The organism is Cupriavidus sp. FW306-1B-F12B (assembly GCF_058781795.1).
Genome location: NZ_JBYSXC010000021.1, coordinates 62,877 through 89,136, shown reverse-complemented (window position 1 = coordinate 89,136; position 26,260 = coordinate 62,877). Strand labels below are relative to the sequence as shown.

The 26,260-nt window shown below is 65.7% G+C and carries 20 protein-coding genes and 1 pseudogene; 12 read left to right on the top strand and 9 right to left on the bottom strand.

Annotated features, from left to right (window positions below; all coding sequences use genetic code 11):
- Positions 1–6: 6 nt before the first annotated feature.
- The gene (locus tag AC3WLE_RS28045) at positions 7–1,116 is read left to right on the top strand and encodes an alkene reductase (RefSeq protein WP_492317696.1); all 1,110 of its coding nucleotides are present in this window, start codon (positions 7–9) and stop codon (positions 1,114–1,116) included.
- A 154-nt stretch (positions 1,117–1,270) separates the two neighbouring features.
- Here the strand turns inward: AC3WLE_RS28045 and AC3WLE_RS28040 are convergent, their stop codons facing one another.
- Positions 1,271–1,654, bottom strand: coding sequence for a hypothetical protein (locus AC3WLE_RS28040; protein ID WP_492356787.1), 384 nt, complete (start codon positions 1,652–1,654; stop codon positions 1,271–1,273).
- Positions 1,655–2,014: 360 nt separating this feature from the next.
- Here AC3WLE_RS28040 and AC3WLE_RS28035 point away from each other — a divergent pair, with 360 nt between their 5' ends.
- Both AC3WLE_RS28035 and AC3WLE_RS28030 read left to right on the top strand, forming a co-directional pair.
- The gene (locus tag AC3WLE_RS28035) at positions 2,015–3,220 is read left to right on the top strand and encodes a M48 family metalloprotease (protein WP_492356786.1); all 1,206 of its coding nucleotides are present in this window, start codon (positions 2,015–2,017) and stop codon (positions 3,218–3,220) included.
- A complete protein-coding gene (locus AC3WLE_RS28030; RefSeq protein WP_492356785.1) occupies positions 3,217–8,739 on the top strand; it encodes an AAA domain-containing protein in 5,523 nt (1,840 codons plus the stop codon). The genes AC3WLE_RS28035 and AC3WLE_RS28030 overlap by 4 nt, the downstream gene beginning before the upstream one ends.
- Before the next feature lie 30 nt (positions 8,740–8,769).
- Here AC3WLE_RS28030 and tolA read toward each other — a convergent pair whose 3' ends face one another.
- The 3 genes from tolA to AC3WLE_RS28015 form a co-directional block, all read right to left on the bottom strand.
- Positions 8,770–9,522 (bottom strand): cell envelope integrity protein TolA, encoded by a 753-nt coding sequence (gene tolA, locus AC3WLE_RS28025; RefSeq protein WP_492356784.1) that lies wholly within the window; start codon positions 9,520–9,522, stop codon positions 8,770–8,772.
- A 41-nt stretch (positions 9,523–9,563) separates the two neighbouring features.
- Positions 9,564–10,088 carry a hypothetical protein gene (locus AC3WLE_RS28020; protein WP_492317701.1) on the bottom strand — a complete coding sequence of 175 codons (525 nt, stop codon included), beginning with the start codon at positions 10,086–10,088 and terminating at the stop codon, positions 9,564–9,566.
- A gap of 158 nt (positions 10,089–10,246) precedes the next feature.
- Positions 10,247–10,480, bottom strand: coding sequence for a VOC family protein (locus AC3WLE_RS28015; RefSeq protein WP_492356783.1), 234 nt, complete (start codon positions 10,478–10,480; stop codon positions 10,247–10,249).
- Between the two features lie 754 nt (positions 10,481–11,234).
- Here AC3WLE_RS28015 and AC3WLE_RS28010 point away from each other — a divergent pair.
- The 8 genes from AC3WLE_RS28010 (at position 11,235) to AC3WLE_RS27975 (ending at position 18,429) form a co-directional block, all read left to right on the top strand.
- Positions 11,235–11,675 carry an Hsp20/alpha crystallin family protein gene (locus tag AC3WLE_RS28010; RefSeq protein WP_492317138.1) on the top strand — a complete coding sequence of 147 codons (441 nt, stop codon included), beginning with the start codon at positions 11,235–11,237 and terminating at the stop codon, positions 11,673–11,675.
- A gap of 15 nt (positions 11,676–11,690) precedes the next feature.
- Positions 11,691–12,098, top strand: coding sequence for an Hsp20/alpha crystallin family protein (locus AC3WLE_RS28005; protein WP_492317137.1), 408 nt, complete (start codon positions 11,691–11,693; stop codon positions 12,096–12,098).
- A gap of 89 nt (positions 12,099–12,187) precedes the next feature.
- Positions 12,188–12,754 (top strand): Hsp20/alpha crystallin family protein, encoded by a 567-nt coding sequence (locus AC3WLE_RS28000; RefSeq protein WP_492317136.1) that lies wholly within the window; start codon positions 12,188–12,190, stop codon positions 12,752–12,754.
- 237 nt (positions 12,755–12,991) lie between these two features.
- A complete protein-coding gene (locus AC3WLE_RS27995; RefSeq protein ID WP_492317135.1) occupies positions 12,992–13,372 on the top strand; it encodes a hypothetical protein in 381 nt (126 codons plus the stop codon).
- Positions 13,373–13,510: 138 nt separating this feature from the next.
- On the top strand, positions 13,511–13,798 hold the full coding sequence (locus AC3WLE_RS27990; RefSeq protein WP_492317134.1) for a co-chaperone GroES: 288 nt from the start codon (positions 13,511–13,513) through the stop codon (positions 13,796–13,798).
- Between the two features lie 41 nt (positions 13,799–13,839).
- On the top strand, positions 13,840–15,462 hold the full coding sequence (groL, locus tag AC3WLE_RS27985) for a chaperonin GroEL (RefSeq protein ID WP_492317133.1): 1,623 nt from the start codon (positions 13,840–13,842) through the stop codon (positions 15,460–15,462).
- 49 nt (positions 15,463–15,511) lie between these two features.
- Positions 15,512–17,449: a molecular chaperone DnaK gene (gene dnaK / locus AC3WLE_RS27980; RefSeq protein ID WP_492317132.1), complete on the top strand. Its 1,938-nt coding sequence runs from the start codon at positions 15,512–15,514 to the stop codon at positions 17,447–17,449.
- Positions 17,450–17,865: 416 nt separating this feature from the next.
- Positions 17,866–18,429: an Hsp20/alpha crystallin family protein gene (locus tag AC3WLE_RS27975; protein WP_492317131.1), complete on the top strand. Its 564-nt coding sequence runs from the start codon at positions 17,866–17,868 to the stop codon at positions 18,427–18,429.
- A 150-nt stretch (positions 18,430–18,579) separates the two neighbouring features.
- Here AC3WLE_RS27975 and AC3WLE_RS27970 read toward each other — a convergent pair whose 3' ends face one another.
- From AC3WLE_RS27970 to AC3WLE_RS27950, 5 genes and pseudogenes are all read right to left on the bottom strand, one after another.
- On the bottom strand, positions 18,580–19,809 hold the full coding sequence (locus tag AC3WLE_RS27970; RefSeq protein ID WP_492317130.1) for a sensor histidine kinase: 1,230 nt from the start codon (positions 19,807–19,809) through the stop codon (positions 18,580–18,582).
- Between the two features lie 246 nt (positions 19,810–20,055).
- Positions 20,056–21,144, bottom strand: coding sequence for a sigma factor-like helix-turn-helix DNA-binding protein (locus tag AC3WLE_RS27965; protein ID WP_492317129.1), 1,089 nt, complete (start codon positions 21,142–21,144; stop codon positions 20,056–20,058).
- A 356-nt stretch (positions 21,145–21,500) separates the two neighbouring features.
- Positions 21,501–21,772: pseudogene (locus AC3WLE_RS27960) on the bottom strand (DUF1488 family protein).
- A gap of 260 nt (positions 21,773–22,032) precedes the next feature.
- Entirely contained in the window at positions 22,033–22,296 is a 264-nt protein-coding gene (locus AC3WLE_RS27955; protein WP_492317128.1) for a hypothetical protein, read from the bottom strand.
- Positions 22,297–22,392: 96 nt separating this feature from the next.
- Positions 22,393–22,680, bottom strand: coding sequence for a hypothetical protein (locus AC3WLE_RS27950; RefSeq protein ID WP_492317127.1), 288 nt, complete (start codon positions 22,678–22,680; stop codon positions 22,393–22,395).
- Positions 22,681–23,033: 353 nt separating this feature from the next.
- Between AC3WLE_RS27950 and AC3WLE_RS27945 the strand changes: the two genes are divergently transcribed.
- Complete coding sequence (locus AC3WLE_RS27945; protein ID WP_492317126.1) at positions 23,034–26,234, top strand: transglycosylase domain-containing protein; 3,201 nt, start codon at positions 23,034–23,036, stop codon at positions 26,232–26,234.
- Positions 26,235–26,260 lie beyond the last annotated feature (26 nt).

The following is a 26,260-nucleotide window of genomic DNA, read 5'->3' as shown; positions in this document are numbered from 1 at the left end:
CCATTCATGGGCGCACAGAAAGAAGCCTTTCTCGCGGATGCTTTGTTCCAGCCGATCAGGCTGGGCAAGCTCGAACTTGCCAACCGCATGGCCATGGCGCCGCTCACGCGCAGCCGCGCCGACGACAACCTGGTGCCGACCGACATGGTGGTCGAGTACTACAGCCAGCGCGCCAGCGTCGGCCTGATCATCGCTGAAGCCACGCAGGTCTCGACCACAGCCCAGGGCTACACCAATACGCCGGGCATCTATACCCCCGAGCAGATCGCCGCCTGGACGAAGGTGACCGACGCGGTCCACGCGCAGGGCGGCAGGATCTTCCTGCAGATCTGGCACACCGGCCGCATGTCCCACACGCACTTCCAGCCGGACAACCAGGCCCCGGTCGCACCGTCGGCCATCGCTGCCAATGCCAAGACCTATATCAACGGCAAAGGCTACGTCGAATGCTCGGTCCCGCGCGCGCTCGAGACGGCCGAGATCGCTGGTATTGTCGATGACTTCCGCACCGCTGCAGCCAATGCCATCCAGGCCGGCTTCGACGGGGTCGAAGTCCATGGCGCGCACGGCTACCTGCTTGACGCCTTCCTGCGCGATGGCACGAACAATCGCACCGACGCGTATGGCGGCAGCATCGAAAACCGCGCGCGCTTCCTGCTCGAAGTCATGGCTGCCGTGGTCAATGAGATCGGTGCCGACCGGGTCGGCATTCGCTTGGCACCGGTTTCGCCCGTCAACGACGCGCTGGAGAGCAACCCACAGCCACTGTTCGAACATGTCGTGCGTGAACTGGAGAAGCTGCATCCGGTGTATATCCACGTCGTAGAAGGCCACACCGGCGGCCCGCGCGACAACGCGCCTTTCGATTATGAAGCGCTGCACCGCCTGTACACCGGCGTATGGATGGTCAACAACGGCTACTCCAGGGAGATGGCCGAAGAGGCGATTCGCAGCGGCAGTGCCGACATGGTCTCGTTCGGCCGCAAGATGATCACCAACCCCGACCTGCCGCGCCGCTTCCGCGAAAACAAGCCGCTGAACCGCCCCTTTGAGGACGCTTCACTGTACGGCGGCAATGGTGCGCACGGTTACGTCGACTACCCGGCGCTGGGCTGACGCGGGCTCCGGCCCGGACGCCGGCGGCGCGCCGCACTGCCGGCGTCGTGCCAGCAAAAAAGCGCCCTTTGGAGCCGGGAGAAATACGTTCCAAAGGGCGCACAAGCGCGTTTGACGATGGCTGCCTGCCTGGGGCAGGCTCACTGAGCGTGGGCTATGCCAGGGCGCCGTCGGTATAGACGTCGAACTTGCGCGCGGGATCGGCTGAAGGACCGCTGCGGTCCATGCCGGCCAGGGCGCCGTCAGTGTAGATGTCGAATTTGCGGGCAGGATCGGCCGACACGCCACTACGGTTCAGGCCAGAAACCGAGTGCTCCTTGACGGGTGAAGCCTCGACGCGGGTGCCGTCGATGAAGACGTCGAAGCGGCCGGCCCGCGCACTGTTGCTATAGACGTCGCGCATGTCGACGCGGAAGGTGCAGCCGGACCTGTCGCCGGCAGCAGCGCTGTCGCGGGCGGCGGCATGGGCAATGCCGGCAGTGCAGGCGACTGCAATCGCGGCGGTGGCGAAGATCGTGTTGGCGAGCTGGCGGATCATGGCGGTACTCCGATTTGCGGTAAGAAGGGCAGAACGCGGCGGCGTCCTCTCGCTTATACGCAGAAGCTGTGCCACCGGATGCGGACCGACAAAAATGGAGCGGCAGCCCCGTCATCAGCGAATTCCGCCCGATTGGCGGAGCAAATGTTGGGCAGAAACAGACTTGCGGCGTATCAGCCGCCCACCCAAACCAACAGCTTCAGCCGTCAGCCACTTCCCGCGCCGGCATTCCCGTCTCCGACTACCCCCGACAGCGTCAAGCTGGCCATGCCCATACGGGCATGGCCCGCGCTGATGGATGGCGCCAACGCCATGCTCCCCCTGTAGAATCGGCTTCCACGCAACCCTGGAACGTCCCGCATGGACTCTCACGCCCCGGATCGCGGCGCGCTGGTGCCGCCGGCCTATCACGCAACGGTGGTCGACTACCTGCGTCGCCATGAGCCCGAGGTCTGGCGCTGGGCCGGCGCCCGTGCAACCGGCGCCGATCACCGCGAGGCACTGCGCTCGATGCTGCTGCGCGACACCTACCGCATCGAGGCGGACGCGCACGCCGACGTGCACGCGGCGCTGGCCGAGGCGATGGCGCGGCTCGGCATCGACGCGCCCGCCACGCTCTACCAGTCCCCGGGCCTGGACATGAACGCCTCGCTGGTCTACGTGCCCGCCGAGGTCCACATCGTCCTGCAGGGGCCGCTGCTGGAACGGCTGTCGCCGCCGGAGCTGCTGGCGGTGTTCGGCCATGAACTGGCCCACTACCTGCTGTGGTCGCGAGACGACGGCCAGTTCCTGGTGGCCGACCGCATCCTGAACGATGCGCTGGCCGCGCCCGGCGCCAGCGCCAGCCATCGCGAGACCTGGCGCCGATACGCGCTGCACACCGAGCTGTTCGCCGACCGCGGCGGCGCCGTGGCCGCCCGTGCGGTGGCGCCGGCCGTATCGACGCTGGTCAAGGTGCAGACCGGCATAGGCAGCGTGGACGCGGCCGCCTACCTGCGCCAGGCGGCCGAGATCGAAGCCCACGAAGCGGGCGCGAGCGCCGCCCACAGCCATCCCGAGACCTTTATCCGGGCGCGCGCGCTGGCGCTGTGGTGGGAGGGCGCGGCCGGTCTCGATCCGTGGATCGAAACCCGCCTGCACGGCCCGCTGGCGCTGGAGAAGCTGGACCTGCCGGGACAGATCCGGCTGCAGGCGCTGACGCGCGGCTTCCTCGCCCACTTCCTCGCCGGCACGCCGCTGGCGAGCGAGGCAGTGCTCGCGCAGGTGCGCATGATGTTCCCCGACTGGCGCGACGACGAACCAGCGATCGGCCCCGAGGGGTTGGGGCCGGACGTGGCCGACGACAGCGTGCGCGGCTACCTCAACGCGCTGATGATGGATCTGGCGCTCGCCGACCCCGACCAGCAGGACGCGGCGCTGCTGCGCGCCGGCCAGGTGGCGCAGGCGCTCGGCAGCCTGGAAGCGCTGCAAGGCAACCTGCGCCGCGACGCCGGCTTCGGCAAGCGCGAGCTGGACCGCTACCAGCGCCAACTCCACCGCGAACTGGCCAGGGAGGGCCGGGCATGACTGACAGCACGACCCACGGCACCAACACCATTCCGGATATGGCCGGCAGCAGCGAGCCGCGCACGCTGCGCGCCCTGGTCGACGCGCAGGCTGGCGCGGCGTTGCCCACCGACGACGTCCTGGTGCTGGTGCTGCCCCTGTTCGCGCAGGTTGCCGCGCTGCACGCGCAGGGCAGGGTGGCCGCGCTCGATCCCGACAGCATCCTGGTGGACGAGGAAGGCGCGCTGCGCCTGCGCCGGCCCGATGGTGAGGCACCGGTCATGGACATCGGCGCGGTGCATCGCGTGCAGCCGCATCCGGCCTCGGGCCTGAACATCGTCGGCGCGCTGCAGCTCGGCCACGCCGACGACGGGCAGCGCGACCAGACCGACCTGGTGCTGCAGCTTGACGCTACGGCGCCGGTCGAACGTCCGGTCTATCTACGCGGCCCGGCCAGCTGGGAACGCCTGCTTGGCCACCACGACGAGATCGGCGACGTCTTCCTGCTCGGCATGGTGCTCGCCAGCCTGGCCTGCGGCCTGGACTTCGCCGACGAGGACGACCTGCGCAGTTTCGTGGCGCATCGCCGCAACCTGTTCCTGCTGCACGAGCGCTTGCATCCGATCGTCGCCGCGGTGATCGTCGAGATGACCGAGATCAACCGCCACGACCGCGCCACCGATGTTGCCGCGCTGGCGACCCGGCTGCGCACGTGGCGCGAGCAGCCGCTGGGACTGGACGTCGAACGCGCGCTGGCCGGCACGAACGGTGCCACGCCGCGCCGCGCCGCCGTGCTCACGCACCTGCGCGACCGCCTGTTCGATCTGTCGCGGCGCAATCGCCTGCTGCACTTCCGTCCGACCGCGGCCACCGTCAACGTGACCGTGGCCAGCGTGCCGCTGATGCTGCAGATCGAAAGCGTGCGGCCCGAGCATATCTGCACCTGGGGCGGACCGTTCGCCGCCGACCTGGTAGCGGGCAAGCCGGTGTCGCTGCAGCGCTGGCTGCGCTTCGACGACCAGCCATACCTGCCGGCGTCGCTGGACCGCCTGATTGCCGAGACCCGCCGCGACCGCGCCGAGTACGGCTTCAGCAACCTGCGCCTGGTGGTGGCGTTCCTGCGCTGGCACAACCTGAAGGAGGCGCCGGACGAGCGCATCGTGACGCCGCTGCTGTGGCTGCCGGTGGAGCTGGTCAAACGCAAGGGCGTGCGCGACCAGTACGTGATCCAGTGCGCGGGCGGCGAGGCCGAGTTCAACCCGGTGCTGCGCCACTACCTGAGCCAGCTGTACGACATCCGGCTGGATGAGACGGTGGATCTCGGTAAGACCTCGCTCGAGGAGATCCATGCCGGCATCCTTGCGCAGATTCGCCGCTCGGAGCCCTCGGTGGAGCTGCGCCTGGTCGACAAGGCCGCGGTGCGGCTTGTGCGGCAGAAGGCGCTGCAGCGGATGCAGCAGTTCCAGCGCCGCAAGCCGGGCCCCGCCGCCGCGCGCACCGGTGGCTGGCTGCCGCCGTACAGCTATGCGCAGGACGACTACCGGCCGCTGGGACGCGCTCTGTTCGAGCATTGGGTGCGGCCGAGTGAGCTGCCACAGCGCTTCGAGGCGGGCGCCACACCGGGAGCCGGTCCGCGCCAGCCGCACATGAGCGGCCCCGCCGCCGCTGAAAGCGACGAGCGCCAGGGCTACGTGCTCGAGGAGTCCGAAGGCCACCGTTATGCCTGGGACCTGGACCTGACGCAGGTGACGCTCGCCAACTTCAACTACCGCAAGATGTCGCTGGTGCGCGACTACACGCAGTTGCTGGACGAGCCCGGCGCCAATCCGGCGTTCGACCGCGTGTTCTCGATCGATCCGCGCGACGTGGAGACGCAAGCGCCCGCGCCGCTCGCACCGGCCGAGCAGTGGAACGTGGTGGCGGCCGATGCGACGCAGAACGCCGCCGTCGGCCTCGCGCGCAGCCAGCGCAGCTTCATCATCCAGGGCCCGCCGGGAACGGGCAAGTCGCAGACCATCACCAACCTGATCGCCGACTACGCCGGACGCGGCAAGCGCGTGCTGTTCGTCTGCGAGAAGCGCGCCGCGCTCGACGTGGTGTTCCACCGGCTCAAGCAAAGCGGACTGGATTCGCTGTGCTGCCTGATCCACGACTCGCAGACCGACAAGAAGGCCTTCATTGCCGACCTGCGTGCCTGCTACGAGCAGTGGATCGCGCAGCCGCACGATGGCGACACGCTGGCGGCCCGCCGCACGCAGGTCGCCGAGGCGCTGGACGCATTCCAGCAGCGCATCGACGCATTCGAGTCGGCGATGGCCAGCGCGCCCGAGGCACTCGGCGACAGCGTGCGTGCGCTGCTGCGCCGCGTGGCCGCGTTGCCCGCTGTGCCCGAGGCAGGGCCTGCGCTGCGCGAACGCCTGCCGGCGCTGGCCGCCTGGGACCGCCAGCGCGATCTCGCGCACCGCGTGCACCGCGCGATGCGCGAGCGCTTCGGTGTCGACAGCCTGGCCGCGCATCCGTTCGCGCGCCTGTCGCCGCAACTGCTGGCCGACGAGCGCGCCTATGGCCGCGCCGAGCAGCTGTGCCATGACGCCGAGGCGCTGTTCGATGCGCTCGACCCGCTGCTCGACAGTACCGCCAGCCTGACAGGCCAGGACACCGCGCTGGAACAGGCACGCGCAATTGCCGCCGACAGCCAGTGGCTGCTCGACACGGGCCTGGCCGCGCATCTGGACCTGCTCGATCCGGCTTCGCCGGCGCAAGGCGCGCTGCGCGAGATCCGGGCGGACCTGGAGCGGCGCGCGCAGGCACTCGCCGACGCGCAAGCCGCAACGTCGAACTGGCAGGACAAGCTGAGCCCCGGCGATACCGAATCGGCGCTGGCGCTCGCGCGGCGGCTGGAGCCGTCGTTCGCGCGCTGGCTGCAGCCCGCATGGTGGCGGCTGCGCGGCGAACTGAAGCGCCGCTATGACTTCGGCAAGCACGCCGTCCATCCGGGCTACGGCAAGGTGCTGGAAGCGCTGGCCGCCGAGCATGCCGCGAGCGCCGCGCTGGCCGCGGCCGATGCCGACAGCCGCCGGCGCTACGGCGTCAACAAGATGCAGGCCTTCCTGCGCGCGCTCGGCGAACTCGAGCAGCGCCTGCAGTCAGGCGCAGGCCCGCGCGAACTGGTCGCGCACCTGCGCCAGGCCATCGACCCGGTCGCAGCGGCGCGCGCCGAGGCCGGTGCGCGCGAGGCGCTGGAGAAGCTCGCGCAGCGCGTGCGCGACGGGCTGGTGCTGGCCGACGACGCGCGCCTCGGCGACATCGCCGAACTGCTGCGCGACCTGCGCGAGGCGCTCGACGACCTGCCCGACCTGTTGCCGCTCTTGCGCGCGGTGCATGCGGGCGACCCCGCCTGCGCCGCCACGCTGCAGTGGCTCGATCACGCACCGGTGCAGCTCGAGGCGCTGGTCGCCGACGAGGCACTGCGCCGTCTCGCGCGCGAGAACCCGGTGCTGGCGCGCGTTGGCGGCGCGGCGCTGGCGCAGGCTGCGCGCGCCGTGGCGCAGAGTCAGCGCGAGCTGCTCGCGCTGAACGCCCAGGTGGTGCGCGCCACGCGCCACAAGCAGTTCGCCGAGCATGTGCGCGTGTCCTCGCTGTCGGCCACGATGCTGGACGCCGACGGCAAGGCGTTCAAGAAACGATACGCCACGGGTCGCCGCGAACTGGAGCACGAGTTCGGCAAGAGCATGCGCCACCGCTCCATCCGCGATCTCTCCGACGACGAGACCGGCATCGTCATCAACGACCTGAAGCCGATCTGGCTGATGAGCCCGCTGTCGGTGTCCGATACACTGCCGTTGTCGCCGGACCTGTTCGACGTGGTGATCTTCGACGAGGCCAGCCAGATTCCGACCGAGGAGGCGGTGCCCGCGCTGAGCCGCGCAAGCCAGGTGGTGGTGGTCGGCGACGAGATGCAGCTGCCGCCGACGAGCTTCTTCACGGCCGGCGGCGCCGAGGGCGACGACGAGATCGTCGTGGAAGAGGAGGGCGAACGCATCGCCATCAACCTCGATTCGGACAGCCTGCTGAACCAGGCCGCGCGCAACCTGCCTGCCACGCTGCTGGCGTGGCACTACCGCAGCCGTCACGAATCGCTGATCAGCTTTTCCAACGCGGCGTTCTACGACGGGCGCCTCGTCACCGTCCCCGACCGTTTGCTGGAGCAGGCCGAGGACGAGGCGCCTGCGCTGCGCTCGGACCAGGAGGATGCCGGCATCGCGGGCGCCGACGCGCTGCTGGCGCGGCCGGTCAGCTTCCACCGGCTGGCCGACGGCGTCTACGCCGACCGCCGCAATGCGCCCGAGGCGGGCTACATCGCCCGGACCGTGCGCGAGCTGTTGCGCCGCGAGACCGGGCTGAGCCTGGGCATCGTGGCGTTTTCCGAGGCGCAGCAGGGCGCCATCGAGTCCGCGCTCGAGGCGCTGGCAGCCGAGGACGCGGACTTCGCGATGCGCCTCGAGCGCGAGTACGTGCGCGAGGATGACGACCAGTTCAACGGACTGTTCGTCAAGAACCTGGAGAACGTGCAAGGCGACGAGCGCGACGTGATCATCCTGAGCATCTGCTACGCGCCTGGGCCGGACGGCAAGATGCTGATGAACTTCGGCCCGATCAACCAGCGCGGCGGCGAGAAGCGCCTGAACGTGATCTTCAGCCGCGCGCGCCATCGGATGGCGGTGGTGTCGACGATCCAGGCCGAGGCCATCACCAACGTGCACAACGATGGCGCTGCCGCGCTGCGTGCGTTCCTGCAGTTCGCGCAGGCCAGCGCGCGCGGACAGTTCGAACGCGCCCAGTCGGTGCTCGGCGCGCTGAACCCCGGCGCGCGCGACGCCTTTACGCGCGAGCCCACGCCAGACAGCGTCCGCGACGCACTTGCCGAGGCGCTGCGTGCGCGCGGCCACCAGGTGCACGCCAACGTCGGCCGCTCGCAGTTCCGCTGCGACCTGGCCATCGCCGCTGCGTCGGGACAAGGCTACGCGCTGGCGATCCTGCTCGATGCGCCGTCGGAGGCGGTAACGGACACCGCCGAGCGCTATGTGTTCCGCCCCGGCATCCTGCGCAGCTTCGGCTGGCGCGTGCTGGACATCCCCGGCAAGGACTGGCTCGACGATCGGGACGCGGTGCTGGCCCGCATCGAGGCCATGCTGGCCGATGGCGAGGATCGCGCGCTGGACGTGGAGGTCGAGATCCCGGTGCCGTTGGCGAAGCCGGCCGCGGTGCAGGATGCGGCGTCAACGGGCGAGGCCCGGACGGACGCGGCGATGGCATCGGCTGCGCAAGCGGAACTGGTGCGGACGCTTCGCTTCGAGCAGGGCACTTCGCGCAAGTTCTGGCGCGCCAGCGTACGCGGGGCGGAGCTCTCCGTCACCTATGGCCGCATCGGCAGCACAGGGCAGACCAGCGTGAAGACGTTCGACAGCGCCGAGCGGGCACGGCGCGAGGCGGACAAGCTGGTGGCGGAGAAGCTGCGCAAGGGCTACATGGAGGCGTAGCGCCTGGACAGGGCACAGGAGGCGGCACTACTAGCCGCCTTCGTCCCTGGGCCAGAAGGTAATGAGGATATTGGAGGGCGCAACGCCGTTCTCGTCGCGCGGCAGCGGGTCGGAGCGCTGCACCGCGCGCAGCACGGCGTTGTCCCAGGCCGCATTGCCGCTTGACTTGGCGAGCCGCGCCGACAGCACCGAGCCATCCGGCGCCATGCCCACGGCCACCACCGCCGCCGGGTTGCCGCTGACGTCTTCATTGAAGATGATGTTCGGCTTGACCCGCTGCCGGACCCGCTCGGCATAACCGGACGAAGGCTTGGTGCCGGAGCCGGAGCCGACCCGTGTTCCCGAATTGCCCGCCTGCGACCGCAATCGCGCCAGTTCGCCCTGGCGCTGGGCATTGTCGGCCTGGCGCTGCGCTTCCGTCGCCTTGCGCTGCGCCTCCTTGCGGGCTGCTTCGGCACGGGCCTGGTTCTCGCGCTGCCGTGCTTGTGCCTGGTCGCGCGCGGCTTGCTCGGCCTTGCGCTGCTTTTCCTGCAGCGAGATGTCGGCGTCTTCCTCTTCGACCGGCTTCGGGCTTGGCACCGGCGTGATTGCAGGCGCTGGCGTTGCGGCTTCCGGGATCGCCTCCCACAGTTCGGCCGCGACACCTTCAGGCGCCGCGCTGCGCCAGCGCACGCCGTAGTAGAGCAGGGCACCCAGCAGCAGGTGCATGAACAAGGCCAGCAGGAAGCACCTCAGGGTGCCCCGTTCAGGCACTGGCTGATAGGGATAGGCGACGGCCTGCATGGATCGCGCGCCTTGCCGCTGCTCGTTTTGCGCTTGCTCTCCTATGTACCGCCAGTGCCGCCGGCGGACGCATCCACGTGCCGCTCCAGTTTCAGGTACGAGTCAGCCGCGACCAGGCCGAACACGATGTGGGCAATGGCGGTCACCCAGCCTCGCGCTTCGGCAAACCATGGGAAGACGGCAGTCATGCCGTGAAAATTGACCAGGTACAGGACCAGGCCGAACAGCGCTCCCACCACCGAGGCCATGCCGACGCTCGAATCGAAACGGAACGGCGCCATGATCGCTGCCAGGATCACCGCGAACACGACAGAGAGCACGAAGTGGACCACCACGGCCGCTACCAGCACGCTCATCTGGAAGGTGGCGGCTTGCGCCAGCACATCAGGGCCCAGCATGATGGCCGCGATCATGGTCAGCGGCTTCCACACGCCGGCCCCCATCAGCATGGCCGCCAGCAAGTCGAGCACCAGGAATACCACCCCGGCGACGAGGCCCGCCAGCGCCGCCGCACGCCAGTCCGGCCACCGGTGCGCGTAGCGATGCGATTGCATATGAAGTTCCATGACATCCTCCTTTGATGCGGCAGAAACCAGAGCCGCTTTCCAAGGCGCAACTTCATTCTATGGGGTGCAACCGCATCAACCAAGCGCAGTCAACGCTGCAAAGCATCGAGCTGGCGTGGCAGGGCGCCAGTGTCTCGTCAAAGGCTCATGGCAGGACACTAGCCCATCGTAAAGATCTCCAGAAAGTGCTTGCTCGGATCCTCGAAGTAGATCCGGCGGCCGCCATCGTCGGTGTTGACCTCGCCCGGGCGGCGGCGGTACGGGTCCGCCCAGTAGGTCAGGTTGCGCGCGCGGACGCGGGCAAAGCCCTGATCGAATTCGGCGTCGCTGACCAGGAAGGCATAGTGCTGCAGAGCAACATCGCCCTCCGCGTCCATGAAGTCCAGGGTCACGTCATTGTCCAGCCGTACGCCGAGAAACGGCCCGAACGGGGTCGCTTCAGAAAAGGGAAAATTTTGCACGCTAAGCGATTACGAGCCCACCGCCAGGCGCCAACTACTGGGTGACGAAGACCGGATCCGTAGAATTCGGAGATCCTGTTAATCCCTTCAGTTCCGAGCCACCCGCGGTCGCTTTGGAGGCACAGCCCTGGCAGGCCCCTTCCACGCCGGCCGCCGCGTCGAGCCGGCGACCGTCTGCTAGTACCCCCAAACCTAGCCCCCCAATGGATCCGCATCGGCGCACCGCCTCGCATGTACACCTACCCGTACACCCCACGTTCGCGGCGGCATTTCTTTATTTTATGACCAGCCGATTCTGCTCAACGAGGCGCAAGCCGGCGCTGCCGTCGAGGGCATATTCCAGCGAGTGGCGCTTGGATTACATTTGCGATTAACTTTGCCACGGCTTTGGCGATTAAGCCATGCACCGGCATGTTTGGGCGCAGTGCAACGGGAGCCCCCGGATGCGATGCCAAGCGAATGTGACCAAGGTGACCGGTGCAGCACGAATCGCCCGACGTCTTTTCGCGGAACGGCGCAGACTTGCCCCCTTGAAATTTGCGTGGCCAATTACTATTTTATTTTCGCTCAGGCAGTCGCGATCATTGCGCGCTGCGTGTTTCTGTTTGTTTGCCAGCAGCTTGGCAGGTGGATGGGAGCGCGTATGCCCCTTCGCCTCCTTGCTGCATCGAAGGAGGATACGACCATGAGCGATCTTTTCTTAGGAACCGACCTCTTCAGCGAACTCGACCGCATGCAAAGGCAGATGGCGAGTTTGTTCGGCGGCTTCCCATCCAGCATCCGCTCCGGCCGCTTCGGGGCATTTCCCCCCGTCAATATCGGCGCCACGGACGATTCCATTGAGATCGTCGCGTTCGCACCGGGGCTCAAGCCAGACAAGTTCGAGGTGTCGATCGACAAGGGCTTGCTGACCATCAGCGGCGAGCGTGAAGCGGCGCAAGCGGAGGATGATCCGGAGGTCCGGATGTACGCGCAAGAGCGATTCACAGGCACGTTCCGGCGTGTGGTCGAATTGCCGCAGAGCGCCGACCCCGACAAAGTTCAGGCGCGCTATGCCAACGGCTGCCTGTCTATCAGTGTCGGCAAGCGCGAAACCTCGAAGCCCCGGGCGATCACGGTTCAATAACGCGAGGAGAATGCCATGAACGAGACTACCCAAGTGGCGGAACGCAACCAGAACGCGGTGACAAAAGGTCAGGAGGACAGGTCGACGCCGACGATGACGCTGCTTCCCGCGGTCGACATCGTCGAGGACAGCAATGGCGTCACCCTCTGGGCGGACCTTCCAGGTGTGACCAAGGACAAGCTCGAGGTGAATGTGCACGACGGCAACCTTCATATCGAGGCGGAAGCGGTCGTACCCACCCCCCAAGGACTGCGGGTGCAACACGCGGAAATTCGCCAGCCGCACTTCGCACGCGCTTTCTCGTTGAGCGCGGATCTTGACGCGTCGAAGATCGAGGCGAACCTGCAGGACGGCGTGCTCAAGCTGACGATCCCGCGTCGCGACGAAGCGCGTCCACGCCGCATTGCAGTCAACGTGGCGTGAGTTGCCGTCGCCCCCTCGGGCACCGGTGGCGTCCGCAAGGGCGCCACCGCAGTGCCCGCGGCAATTGGCTGACATTCGGTGAGGACAAGATGAAAACAGACCTGGGCAAATGGAACCCCTTCAAGTTCCTACGCAAATCGACAGAGGACAGGCAACCGACGGGCGAGTCGTCCAATGCTCCCGCGCCAAGGCACTGGACACCGGACCGGCCTGACATTTCGCGGCTGTTTTCCAGCGATCCCTGGCGTGCGATGGGCGAGTTTCTGCATGAACCTTTTGCGGGCTTCGGGGGATTGGATCGATGGTTCGGCGACTTCAGTTCGTCGCGCTTCCAGCCGCGGATCGATGTGGTCGATGATGGCTCGGCGCTGAGGATCACGGCGGAGCTACCCGGCATGGATCGCGAGGACCTGACGACCACCATCGAAGATGGTGCGCTGGTGTTACGGGGAGAGAAGAAGCAGGACATTCGGAGCGAGGAAAACGGCTGCTACCGGCTGGAGCGGGCATACGGCGCCTTCATGCGCAGTATTCCGCTGCCCGATGGCGTCGACCTCGATCACATCGATGCGAAGTTTGACCGAGGTGTCTTGACGCTGCGTCTGCCAAAGACCGGTACGTCGCAGTCTTCGGTAAGGAAGATCGAGGTGAAGTGAGCGGAAGATGGCGAGCTGCCTCAAGATTATTGGCACCCTTGAGCCTGCTGCGCTCAGCCAGGAATTCCTGCTGGCCATGCATGGCGCCGCCCATGCCCCTCCCTGGTATAGGCGGCGCTCGGAACGCGCGGTGCTGGCTTGCGGCCCAGCAGCAGATCCGGGGGCGATGCTGAGGTCTTGAAATCGCCGGACTGGGCTCTATTTTGGCGGCAAGCACTTTCCAAGATGGAGACTTCGATGGAATTCGATTCTGAGTGGGTGACGCTAGGCAGGCATCGGGTGCGGCTTAAGTGCACGCGCGGCTTTCCTACCGAGCGGACGCGGCGCGTGGCGGAGTTGGTCACAGTCGCGATCGATAATAACCTCAGCGCGCGGGCCCGCTTGGTCGACGTCACGGCGCAAGGCGATGCTTACGTGATCAGCATCGGCACGACGTTCGAAAAGGACAGAGTGGCGGCTCCCCACCTCGAAGTGGCGCTGGCCACGATGTTCGGCTTGACGCCTGAGCAGGTCACGATTGACATCGTCGTCGTCAGTCAGGCTGAGGTGGATACGCATTTTGGCGTGTATGAGCGAATGCTGGCGGAGAAGCTCGGGACCGTGCCGCCCATTCAGTGAAGCGCCACACTCGGGCTTCCTGGCCAATGACGCTTATGCCGTGAATCCAGACACCGGCGTCGAGGCTTTCGCGCCCTGAACGCGGACGGGTCGGCCGGACAAGCCGGTGATCACAGAGATCGGACGAGGAGCAAGGCTATGAACATCCGTCCACTACACGATCGCGTCATCGTCAGACGCCTGGACGCAGAGCACAAGACGGCCGGCGGTATTGTCATCCCCGATGCCGCCGCCGAAAAGCCGGACCAGGGCGAAGTCCTGGCTGTCGGCCCCGGCAAGCGCCTGGGCGATGGCCATGTCAGCGCGCCGAGCGTGAAGATTGGCGAGCGCGTGCTATTTGGCAAATATACGGGCACCACCGTCAAGCTTGAAGGCGAGGAGGTGCTGGTGATGCGTGACGAGGACATTCTGTGCGTCGTCGAATAGAGGAAGGAACAGAAGGCTAGCGTCTCGCGAGGAGTCTCATCATGGCAGCCAAGGAGATCCAGTTCCAGGAGTCCGCGCGCCGCCGCATCGTAGCGGGTGTCAATCTGCTGGCCAACGCGGTCAAGGTCACGCTCGGTCCCAAGGGGCGCAATGTGGTCCTCGAGCGATCGTTCGGGGCCCCGCTGATCACCAAGGATGGGGTGTCGGTCGCCAAGGAAATCGAGCTGGGCGACAAGTTCGAGAACATGGGGGCCCAGTTGGTCAAGCAGGTTGCGTCCAAGACTTCTGACGTGGCCGGTGACGGCACCACGACCGCCACCGTGCTGGCCCAGGCGATGGTTCAGGAAGGCATGAAGGACGTGGTGGCGGGCCTGAACCCGATCGATTTGAAGCGCGGCATGGACCTCGCCGTGGGGGCCGTCGTCGAGGCGTTGCGAGAACTGAGCCGGCCCTGCACTACGAGCAAGGAGATCGGCCAGATCGGCGCGATCTCCGCCAATGCCGATGAGGCGATCGGCAAGATCATCGCTGACGCGATGGCCAAGGTCGGCAAGGACGGGGCCATCACGATCGAAGACGGCAAGTCGCTGGAGAGCGAGCTGGAGGTGGTCGAAGGCATGCAGTTCGATCGCGGTTACCTTTCCTCGTACTTCATCAACCAGCCCGAGAAGCAATCCGTCATGCTCGAAGAGCCGTACATCCTGCTGCATGACAAGAAGATCTCGGCGATTCACGATCTGCTGCCGGTGCTCGAGGCCGTGGCCAAGACCGGCAAGCCGTTGCTCGTCGTGGCCGAAGACGTGGAAGGCGAGGCGCTTGCGACCCTGGTCGTCAACTCCCTGCGCGGCACCTTCAAGGCCGCCGCGGTGAAGGCACCGGGCTTCGGCGACCGGCGCAAGGCCATGCTGGAAGACATTGCCATCCTGACCGGCGGCACGCTGATTGAGGAACAGACGGGCCAGCAGCTCAAGCATGTCGTGCTGGACGATCTGGGCCACGCCAAGCGCGTCGAAATTGAGAAGGAGAACACGACCGTCGTCGGCGGCGCGGGCGAGCACGCGGCAGTCGAAGCCCGCATCAAGGCCATCCGGCGGCAGATCGACGAGGCCACCAGCGACTACGACAAGGAGAAGTTGCAGGAGCGGGTCGCCAAGCTGGCCGGTGGCGTGGCGGTGATCCGGGTTGGCGCCGCCACTGAGGTGGAAATGAAGGAGAGGAAGGCGCGCGTCGAAGACGCCCTGCACGCCACGCGGGCCGCGGTCGAGGAAGGCATCGTGGCGGGCGGCGGCGTCGCGCTGCTGCGCGCCCGCGCCCAGCTTGCGCCGCTTCAGGGCGCCAACGCCGACCAGGAAGCCGGCATCCGAATCGTGCTGCGTGCCCTGGAGGAGCCGCTGCGGCAGATCGCCGCCAATGCCGGCGAGGAAGCGTCGGTGGTGCTTAGCCGGGTACTCGGTCATGACGGCAACTTCGGCTGGAATGCGGCCACCGGTGAATACGGCGACCTGTTCGAGATGGGCGTGATTGACCCAACCAAGGTGACCCGTACCGCACTGCAGAATGCGGCTTCGGTCGCCGGGCTGATTCTGACCACGGACGCGACCGTGGTAGAGATGCCGAAAGACCACGGCAAAGTCGCAGCGGTGTCACCGGAGCTGGAGTATTGACGGGGACACGCAAGGCGTGCGGCCGGTCCCATAGGCTGTGGAGGACATCATGAGCAAGATCATCGGCATTGACCTCGGCACTACGAATTCGTGTGTGGCGCTGATGGAAGCCAACCAGGTCAAAGTGATCGAGAACTCCGAAGGCTCACGCACGACACCATCCATCGTCGCCTATGTGAACGACGAGGAAATCCTCGTCGGCGCACCGGCCAAGCGACAGGCCGTCACGAATCCAAAGAACACGCTATTTGCGGTCAAGCGGCTGATCGGCCGCCGCTATGAGGAAAAGGAAGTGCAGAAGGACATCGGCCTGATGCCCTTCATGATCTTGAAGGCCGACAACGGCGATGCCTGGGTCGAAGCGCAGGGCACGAAGCTCGCCCCACCGCAAGTTTCGGCTGAAGTGCTGCGCAAGATGAAGAAAACCGCCGAAGACTATCTCGGCGAGCCCGTCACCGAAGCCGTCATCACGGTGCCCGCCTACTTCAACGACAGCCAGCGCCAGGCGACGAAGGATGCTGGTCGCATCGCCGGCCTCGACGTCAAGCGGATCATCAACGAGCCGACCGCGGCGGCGCTCGCGTTCGGCCTGGACAAAAAGGAAAGCCGCGACCGCAAGATCGCCGTGTTCGACCTCGGCGGCGGCACCTTCGACATCTCCATCATCGAGATCGCTGACGTGCAAGGCGAGAAGCAGTTCGAAGTGCTGTCGACCAATGGTGATACGTTCCTGGGCGGAGAAGACTTCGACCAGCGGATCATCGACTACATCATCGGCGAATTCAAGAAAGACCAAGGCGTTGACTTGTCGCGCGACGTGCTGGCGCTGCAACGCCTGAAGGAAGCTGCGGAGAAGGCCAAGATCGAGCTCTCGTCGAGCCTGCAGACGGAAATCAGCCTGCCATACATCACTGCCGACGCCAGCGGGCCGCGGCATTTGAACCTGAAGCTCACGCGTGCCAAGCTCGAAGCCCTGGTCGAAGACCTGATCGAGCGCACGATGGAGCCGTGCCGCATCGCCATCAAGGACGCCGGCGTATCGGTGGAAAAGATCGACGACGTGATTTTGGTGGGCGGCATGACCCGCATGCCCAGGGTGCAGGAGAAGGTCAAAGCGTTCTTCGGCCGCGAGCCGCGCAAGGACGTCAACCCCGACGAGGCGGTGGCGGTGGGTGCGGCGATCCAGGGCGCGGTACTCACCGGTGAGCGCAAGGACGTGTTGTTGCTCGACGTCACCCCGCTGTCGCTCGGGATCGAGACCCTGGGCGGTGTGATGAGCAAGATGATCACGAAGAATACCACCATCCCGACCAAGTTCTCACAGGTCTTCTCTACGGCCGACGACAACCAGGCGGCAGTAACCATCAAGGTGTACCAAGGCGAACGCGAGATCGTTACGGGCAACAAGATGCTGGGCGAGTTCAACCTGGAGGGCATTGCACCGGCGCCGCGTGGCATGCCGCAGATCGAGGTGACGTTTGACATCGACGCCAACGGCATCCTGCACGTGTCGGCGAGGGACAAGGCCACCGGCAAGGAGAATCGGATCACCATCAAGGCCAACTCCGGCCTGTCTGAAGGCGAGATCGAGCGCATGGTGAAGGACGCCGAGTCCCACGCCGACGAAGACCGTCGACAACGCGAGTTGGTCGATGCGCGCAACCATGGCGACGCACTGGCGCACAGTACGCGCAAGGCGCTGGCCGAATTCGGCGAGAAGCTGGAGGCGGGCGAGAAGGAGAAGATCGAAGCCGCAATCAAGGACCTCGAGGCGGCACTGAAGACCTCCGACAAGGCCGAGATCGAGGCCAGGGCGCAGGCCCTGGCCTCGGCCTCCCAAAAGCTTGGCGAAGAAGTCTATGCGGACGTTCAGGCTCAGCCGGACAGTGGCTCCGATCGCGCCGCGGACGCGAAAGAGGCGAGCGCCGAGAAGAAAGACGAGAACGTGGAGGATGTTGAGTTCAAAGAAGCAGGGGCCAAGCAGTAAGCCAGCCGACGTCAAACGTGGGGTGTCCTCAAGAAACGGCTCTCTTGTGCGTTAGCGACCTCTGCCGGTGTTTTCTTGTAATGACTTCGCGGCCGGCATATACGGCCAAGAACACGCCTATGTGTGGCCGCGACAGTCAGAGGCTCATCAAACCGGTTAGCACCGACTGACGCCTTCGCCGGGAACCAAAGACCAATTCGTACGGGTGTCATAACCTTACCGAAAACCGCCCCCAATACCGGTCCTGCTGCGGCTGCCATCTGTGAGATGTCTTCATGGAGATTACCCCGTGTGCTATTTGTGAACCGTCAGAAAACCGCACATCAGTGGGCTCCTGCGGCCCACAGATCATCGACGATGCGGCTGACACCGATTGGAATCCGGTTCTCCTGCCAGACCTCTTAATGGAGGATACGATGAACACCGACCCGAAAAAGTGGAATCTCTTCAAGTTCCTTCGCGGGGCGGCCCGCAAGTCCGATGCGGACAGCCCGGAAAGCCCGCCGGCAAGCGAACAGTGGCGTGCCTCCTGGCCTGACATTCCGCGACTGTTCTCACGCGAACCGTGGCGCGTAGTGGAGGAGTTCTTTCATGACCCGTTTGCCGGCCGTGGTGCGCTCGAGCGATGGTTTGGCGACTTCAGTTCCTCGCGCTTCCAGCCCCGCATCGACGTGGTCGACGAAGGGCAGGTGCTGCGCGTGACCGCCGAATTGCCAGGGATGGAGCGCGAAGACCTGAACGTGAGCGTCGAGGACGGGGCGATCGTGCTGCGCGGCGAGAAAAAGCAGGACGTGCGCAGCGAGGAAGATGGCTGCTACCGGCTAGAGCGCGCCTATGGAAGCTTCGTGCGCACGATTCCCATGCCGGAAAACGCCGACCCCGATCACACCCTGGCAAAGTTTGACAATGGTGTGCTTACGTTGACCGTGCCGAAATCGGAGCCGGCGCGATCCGCGAGTCGCACGATCGATATTGGCTAGCAGGCAAGAAGTGGCTTGGTGTCGGGCGGATATCGTGCGAGCCGTGCCATTAGCTCAGCAGCAGCGGACAGCGGACTCTTAATCCGTTGGTCGCTGGTTCGACTCCAGTACGGCCTACGGGACAAGGGCACCGGTGATCACCGGACGCATTCAGGTCCCGCCTGTCTCCGGCTCCCTGAGACTCACCGGAAAATGGATCTCAAAGCTTGTGCCGTGCCCTTTACGCGATTCGAAAAGGATGACGCCCTCAAGCGTCCGGCAAAGCTCCTTCACGATTGCCAGTCCCAGTCCGTTGCCCGGGATGTCCCCCTCTGCCGCCCGCTCGAATTCGTTGAACACGCGTGCCTGGTCAGATGGCGCAATGCCCACGCCCGTATCCGACACCCGCAGATACCAGTGATCCGCGTCCACCCTGCCCACCGTCAGGCGAACCTCGCCCTCGGGCGTGTACTTCAGGGCGTTCGACAGCAGATTCGTCGCCACCTGCTTAAGCCGGAGCCGGTGCGAGCGAACGGAACTCAACCCGGGATCCCGCTCGGCTTCGAGCCGCAAGCCTCTTTCTTCAACCAGCGGACGTGAAGTCGCCACCAGTTCGTCGAAAAGCTCGCCCAGGTCAACCGTGTCGGGGAGGACTGGTGAGACGTCGCCGAGGACGACTGAATACTCCACCATCTGGTCGACCAGTTGCTTCATGTCGGCCGCCTGCCGGCTCGCCAGTGCAACGCCGGTTTCCGCTTGCGCCGGCGCGCGGGAGATCAGTTGCAGCGCAATCGAGAACCCATTCAGGAAATTGCGCAGGTCGTGCACGACGCCGCGCGTGATCTGCATGCGCGACTCGTGCAGCTCGCTTACCAGCCGCTGCCTGAGTTCGAGCTCATGATTGGCGCGCTCGAGACGGGCAGTATATTGGTCGATCTTGCGCTCGCGCTCGGACACGACCGCCCGGATCGATGTCCGCGTCACGAAACTGCGCGCCTCATCGATCAGGCGGCGCGCGCGGGCTTCGTATTGTCGGCTGAAGCTCGGGACCGACTGCGCATATTCGTCGAGCGCGTCATCTAGCACCTGACCGAACAGGTCCAGCTCACGCACCAGTTCCACGATCTGGTAACCCTGACGCCAGCGCACATTGCCGTGCTGACGCGCCTCCCGTCCGATCTCCGGCTCGGCATGGTCGAGATCTTCCGCCTCGAGCGCCACGCAGATGCCGTCGAAAATCTGGGGCAGATGGTCAGCGAGCTGTTCGTACGTCAGCCGGTCGGCCTCCGTCAGGATTTCATCCGCAGATACAGCGCGCATCCACCGCTCAGTCAGGGCGGTTCGGCGCCGCTGGAGAAAGGCGGCAAAGCCGCGAAGCGGCGCCGGTTGCAGGTCGGGCATGATCAGATTGGGTCGGCAAATGGGAAACGAGGGTTGGCCCGGACGGATTGGCGCGTGACCAGCGACGAGGCTGCATGGGTTGATTCTCCGTCAGACCGGCCCTCTGGACCGGGACTTACATGATGCAGGGGCAATCTACACAGTATCAAGCTCAGACTCGCCGTGGAACCTACGTGTGTGACCCCGTCCATTAGCGCCCCAGCCAGCATCGACCCCGCGTACCCAACGTCCAATCCCGACATCTGCTCAGGTGTCAGCCAGTTGGTCCGCCGTCTCGGTACCGTCACCTGCTCGCCTGTGTCGTTTCTGGCCAGTCCCACTCACTGGTTGCAGCCCGACCTCTTCGAGCCTGGCCTTGAGAAAGGCATCGGCGTGATCCAGCCAGCTGCGCACTTCGCCTTCCGGTGTGTTCAGCAAGCGCGCAATGTTGTTCACTGGAACGTCGTCCACGCGTGCTAGCAGCACAGTTCGACGCCACTGGTTAGGCAGCTGCGATAGCAATTTGCCGACAATCTCGTGCAATTCGTTCTGGGCGGCTACCGCGTCCGGGCTAATGGCAGCGTCAGGCACCATATCTTCCATCCGCAGCAACTCATCCGGTTGCCAGTACTCGAACACCGCGTCATCAATCTCATCATGAGGGCGTGCCGGCAGAACCGTGGCCTTGGCCTCGAGCGAGACCCAGCGGCCTTCTTCGCTGCGCCGCCGCACAACCTCAGCTTCCAGCACGGCCAGCGCGAGGCCATGCAGTTCATCCTCGCTCAGTACCACCTGCGGAGCCTGGTTCAGTCGCTCGAGGGCGCGAGTCAGTGTCTCGTCGACCACATCGTCCAAGGTCGGATCCGTTTCTGCCAAGTCGCCGCGTGCCCGCAGATAGGACAACTCGCGCTGCGCGAAGCGTCGCAGTGGCGACAGCAGTGCCCGAACCTGTTCGTCGAAACGTGCCGATTCCGCCGGGGTCGCCGTGGTGGCGGCCTTAATTCGTCGCAGCCCCTCACGGCGCTGCTTGCGCCGCCAAGTATCTTCCCGGCGCAGGCGTGCGAGGTGGCGCTCGATCTGGCGTTCAAGGTCGACGAACGACGCCCTCAGCGCGCTTCGGATCGACTTCCCGTCTTCTGTGCTGACTAACGTGCCACGCGGCAGCGCCAGCCGCAGCCTGACATGATAGGAGGGGTGGGCGGCGTCCATCGCTAGATCGGCGCGCAGCAGCGCCCGTTCCGCCAAGAACCGTTTGAGATGACGCTTGAGATAATGCGCAGCAGACTCAGTGAGCATCTGCTCGCACCGCGCGTGCGAGGCCTCGGCGATGTTTTGGTATCTCACCAGCAGTTTCACGACATCCCCGCAATGTGTTTGCAGCCACGTGGTCGTATCTCGGGTGCCCCGACTGGCTAACGCGCCCTGTGTTGAACACAGTCGGCTGCAATAGCCTATCGCGCCGCGGGACGATTGCAGCCAACATCCGACTTCTCTTCACGAAGGGCCTCACCACGCGTGGGCCTCGCCAGCACGCTTGCGGCCGCATTCCCCCGGGGGGCCAGTTGCTGTTGGGCTGAAGTTGCCCGCTTCGGCTGGCCTGAGCCAAAACACCAAGGGCAAACTCCCCCTGGCACCACGGCGTGCAACCAAAACTCGCAAGTGGGTGTGCCGGTTCAGGGCACCCAACCAATCCGATCGCCAATGCACGGCCGTTACAGGGCGAAACGGAAATGCCCACTGTGCAGCACGATATTGCGTGATCCAGTCAAGTCAAATAGGGTGCGTGCGACGCTTTCAATATTATCGCGATGTCCCTGTAGGGCCTGTACCAGCTCCTCTGGCCGATGCGAGCCGCGCCCCAAAGTGATCCTCAAGCGCCTCCGCCGTAATGGCATAACATGCGGGCGTTCCGTCCACGCGCGCGGCGCATTCGAGGCTTAAGTCAGCAGCACGGTTCGGTGCGAGGGAAGTCAATCTGTTGCATTGCAATACCCCAGGAGCGAAACCGAGATTGCCATCGAACTCGGTCGCCGAGTCGGTTTGTTGCCAGTGTAGGCAGCTACAGACGGACTACAAGGTCGCGCAGCACGCCGTACGGCTAGCCGGTTCGTCAGCATTGCCAGCTATGTGGCCGGCGCGCCATGCAGCCCGGCGGCAGAGGCGGCCTATCGCTTGCGTTATGGCCCCCCCATGAGAGCTTGGACCATGGAGCGAGCGTCGGGCGAGCCATGCCCGGATCGCCGGCTACCCTGGGCGGCCCGACGAATCGAAATCCGGCGACTCGTCGTCCAGAATTTCGAACACCTCTTCCGCCTTGCGTCCCAAGCTGGACTCAGGGTTGCGCAATTGAGGCTCGTCGGCGCGCAACCGTTCGCAGGCCCGCCGCACATCCTCAACTGTCGGCTCGATGTCCAGGATCCGTGCGATCACTTCATCGTCAACGGGACCCACAATCTCGCGGATCTCACTTGCGCTCGCCAATCGCGAATCGCTCTTGGTCGTGTTCATGGCGATGTCTCCTATGCGGTGGAGGCGGCGTCTTGCCGAATCCGACGCCCGTACAGAATACAGACGCCGCAGCCTGAAGCGATGTGCCATCTGATCCTAGGTGGTTCCCGAGGGCGGCGCCAAGGGCTTGTCTTCTTCGCACCGGTTGGGGTAGGTGGTCGCCGCCTTCATCAGCCGTTCTTGCGTGTAGGCGCCGGCGAGCTGACCGTCCACCAGCAGGTAGAATTTCCACGGCTGGTCACTCCCGCGCGTGGCGTTCTGGTCGAGCAGGATCGCGGTGCGACGTACCACCTCTTGCCAGTCTCGGCTGACGACAATGTCGTGCGCGCTCTGATTGGCGCCATCGGGACGGTAGGTGACCAGTGTGTAGGTCAGCGTGTTCATGCTCCCTCCTCTTTGGTGCCGTTGTGCTCGTCTTGCCTCCGCGAGCGTAAAGCCTACGAACCGAGGACCCGCCCGGCTTCGCCCCTAATAGCTGAGCGCACTTGGCTGGTGCCTCTGGCGCACACGCATATCTCGCGCCACAGGTGCTCGCCCGCATGGGCATACGATGGGGGATCAGCCCGCGCTCAGCCCGGCCATCGCGGCTGGCAGCGTGGCAGGCGCTTGCAACGCGCCTGCTCGCTTGTAATATTAAGTGAGGCGGTGTGCGCGAAGGTGGCCCGCCTCGCTTGCGCTTGGAGCCGGCATGATCCCCGTGCCGACGGGCGCCGGTAGCACACTCGGATAGCCAAGAAGTGTCGCGTCGTGGCTGGATTTTCGCTGGCGTGGCAGTCGCCCTGTGCGTGGGTGGCTATGTCGCCTACGGCCTTGTTGCCAACGAAGTGCGCACTTCGCAATGGCAGGCGCACTATCTTGGTCGCTTCACCAGGCAGTTGAGCTTCGACGTGCAGTCGGGCGCCAGCGACAGCATCCGCTTTCCCCATTCCGGCCCCTATGACGCGCGTCTGGGTTACGGCCGGATGCCGGACTTCACCGAGCGGCTGACGCAACACGGCTACGTACCAGCGGAGCAGGCGCGCATGTCGCCTGCAATGGTTCGGCTGATGGACTACGGCATCTTCCCGCCCTACCGCGAGAAGAACCAGGCCGGCCTGGCGCTGCGCGACTGCAACGGCCTGACGCTGGCGTTCGAACGCTATCCGCAGCGGCAATATGACAACTTTGCGGCCGTGCCGCCGGTACTGGTCGGCGCGCTGCTGTTCGTCGAGAACCAGGGACTGCTGAATCCGGAGTACCCGAACCTGAACCCAGCGCTCGACTGGAAGCGCCTGTCGCGGGCGGTGATGGACCAGGTGATCCGCCTGGCCGACCAGTCGCACGAATCGCCCGGCGGCAGCACGTTGGCCACGCAGCTCGAGAAGTATCGGCATTCCCCGGATGGCCGCACGCAGTCGATTGCGGAGAAATTCCGGCAGATGGCCTCGGCCTCGCTGCGCGCCTATCTGGATGGGCCGGACACGCGGCGTGCGCGCGAACGCATTGTGGTCGACTATCTCAACACGGTGCCGCTATCGGCGCGGGTGGACTTTGGCGAGGTCAACGGCATTGGCGATGCGCTGTGGGTCTGGTATGGCGAGGATTTCGCCGAGGCCAACCGGCTGATGACGCAGATGGACCCGCACGCTCCCACCGGCCGCGAGGCGCAGGCGTTCAAGCGCGCGCTGGCGCTGATCATTGCGCAGCGCCGGCCTTCCTACCACCTGCGCCGTGACGACACCAACCTGGAGGCGCTGACCGGCAGCTACCTGCGTCTGCTGGCGGCCAACCGCGTCATCACGCCCGCGTTGCGCGACGCCGCGCTGCGACAGCCGCTGGCCAAGGCGGCACCGCCGCCCAAGCCCGAGCCGGAGCCCTTCGTCACGCGCAAGGCCGTCAACCGCGTGCGCGCGGATATCAGCCGGGTGACCGGCATCGACAACCGCTACGACATGGACCGCCTGGACCTGACCGCGGACAGCACCATCAACCGGGAGGCGCAGCGCATCGTCACCGATATCCTGCTGCGGATGCGCGACAAGGACGAAGCCCGCAAGATGGGCCTTTACGGCCACAACCTGCTGCGCGACCAGGATGACCCGTCCAAGCTGACGGCGAGCTTCACGCTGTTCGAGCGCGTGGGCAATGCCAGTGTGGTGCGGGTGCAGGCGGACAATGTGGATCAGCCGTTCGATGTCAATAGCGGGGCGCGCTTCAATCTGGGATCCACCGCCAAGCTGCGCACGCTGGTGACCTACCTGGAAATCGTCGCCGAGCTGCACGGCCGCTATGGCGGCATGAGCCGCGCGGAGCTCGCCGGCGTGAAGCTGGCGAAGCAGGATTCGCTCAGCCACTGGGCGGTCGATTACCTGAGCCAGGCGCGCTCCCCGGCGGAGCGCGAACTGACGCCGATGCTGGAAGCGGCCATGGAACGCAAGTATTCCGGCAACCCGGGCGAAGCCTTCTTTACCGGCGGCGGGCGGCAGAGCTTCAGCAATTTCGAGCGCTGGGAAGGCGAGCGCATCATGACCGTGCGCGAAGGTTTCCAGCATTCGGTCAACCTGGTCTTCATCCGCCTCATGCGCGACATCGTGCGCCATGAGATGTTCCACGCCAAGTCCGACATGAGCGACATCTTCGAGGACCGCAACTCGCCCGAGCGCCGCGCCTACCTGGAGCGCTTTGCCGACCAGGAGGGCAGCGCGTACATGACCGGCTTCTACCAGCACTACCGCGGCAAGAATTCGGACCAGCGCCTGGCAACGCTGCTTGGCCGCGTGCGCCTGAGCACGCCGCACTACTCCGCGGTGCGCCTGTCGGTGACGCTGCTAAGCGCGCGGCCGGCCCTCGACGAAGAGAGCTTCATCCGCATCATGCGCTCGCGGCTGCCAGCCAAGCAGCTCGCCGGCGAAGACCTGCCGGCGCTCTACCGCAAGTACGGCCACGACAAGTTCAGCCTCAATGACCGCGGCTACCTGTCGCGCATCCACCCGCTGGAACTGTGGATGGTGGAATACCTTGGCAAGCATCCGGATGCGACGCTGGCGCAGATGCTGCGCGACAGCACCGCCGAACGCCAGGAGGTATACCGCTGGCTGTTCCGCTCCCGCAGCAAGGCCGGCCAGGACAACCGCATCCGCACCCTGCTGGAGCAGGATGCCTTCCAGCGCATTGCGAAGCGCTGGCAGCGCCTGGGCTACCCCTTCGATTCGCTGACGCCGTCGTATGCCACCGCCATTGGCGCCTCGGGCGACCGGCCCGCCGCGCTGGCAGAACTGGCCGGCATCGTCCTCAACGGCGGGGTGAGCACCCAGACGGCCACCGTGCGCAGCCTGGATTTTGCCGCCAACACCCCCTATGCCACGCGCTTTGTCCTGCAGCCGGCGCCGGGCAAGCGACTGCTGCCGCCCGAAGTGGCATCCCTGGTGCGGCGCTCGATGCTGGACGTGGTGGAGCGGGGCACGGCCAGGTCGATCCGGGGCACGTTCGCGGTCCCCGGCAGGGGCGGCGCGCCGCTGCCGGTGGCCGGCAAGACCGGCACCGGCGATCAGCGCTTCCAGGTGTATGCCCCGGGCGGGCGGCTGGTCGCGTCACGCTCGGTGACCCGCTCGGCCACCTTTGTCTTCGTCTTGGGCGAGCGCTTCTTCGGCACCGTCACCATCAGCGCGCGGGAGCCGTACGCGGCCAGGTACCGCTATACGAGCGCGCTCGCGGTGCGGCTGCTGCGCTACATGGCGCCGCAGGTGGCGGCCATGGCCGCGCAAGGTGGCGAGCAGGCCCTGTTGCGTTGCGGCGACCGACCCCAAGAAGCTTCGCCGTCGGCGTCTCGGTGCACTGAACGGAACGCTGCGGAGATATGCCCTCGAAGTCTCAATCCGTTAATATTCGGTCGCTCCCACGTCCTCGCTCCCGCTACTACGAATGGCGCAACGAGATCGCCACAGGCACCACGCAACTAGGCTTTGACGAGTGGCTTTTCATCGGC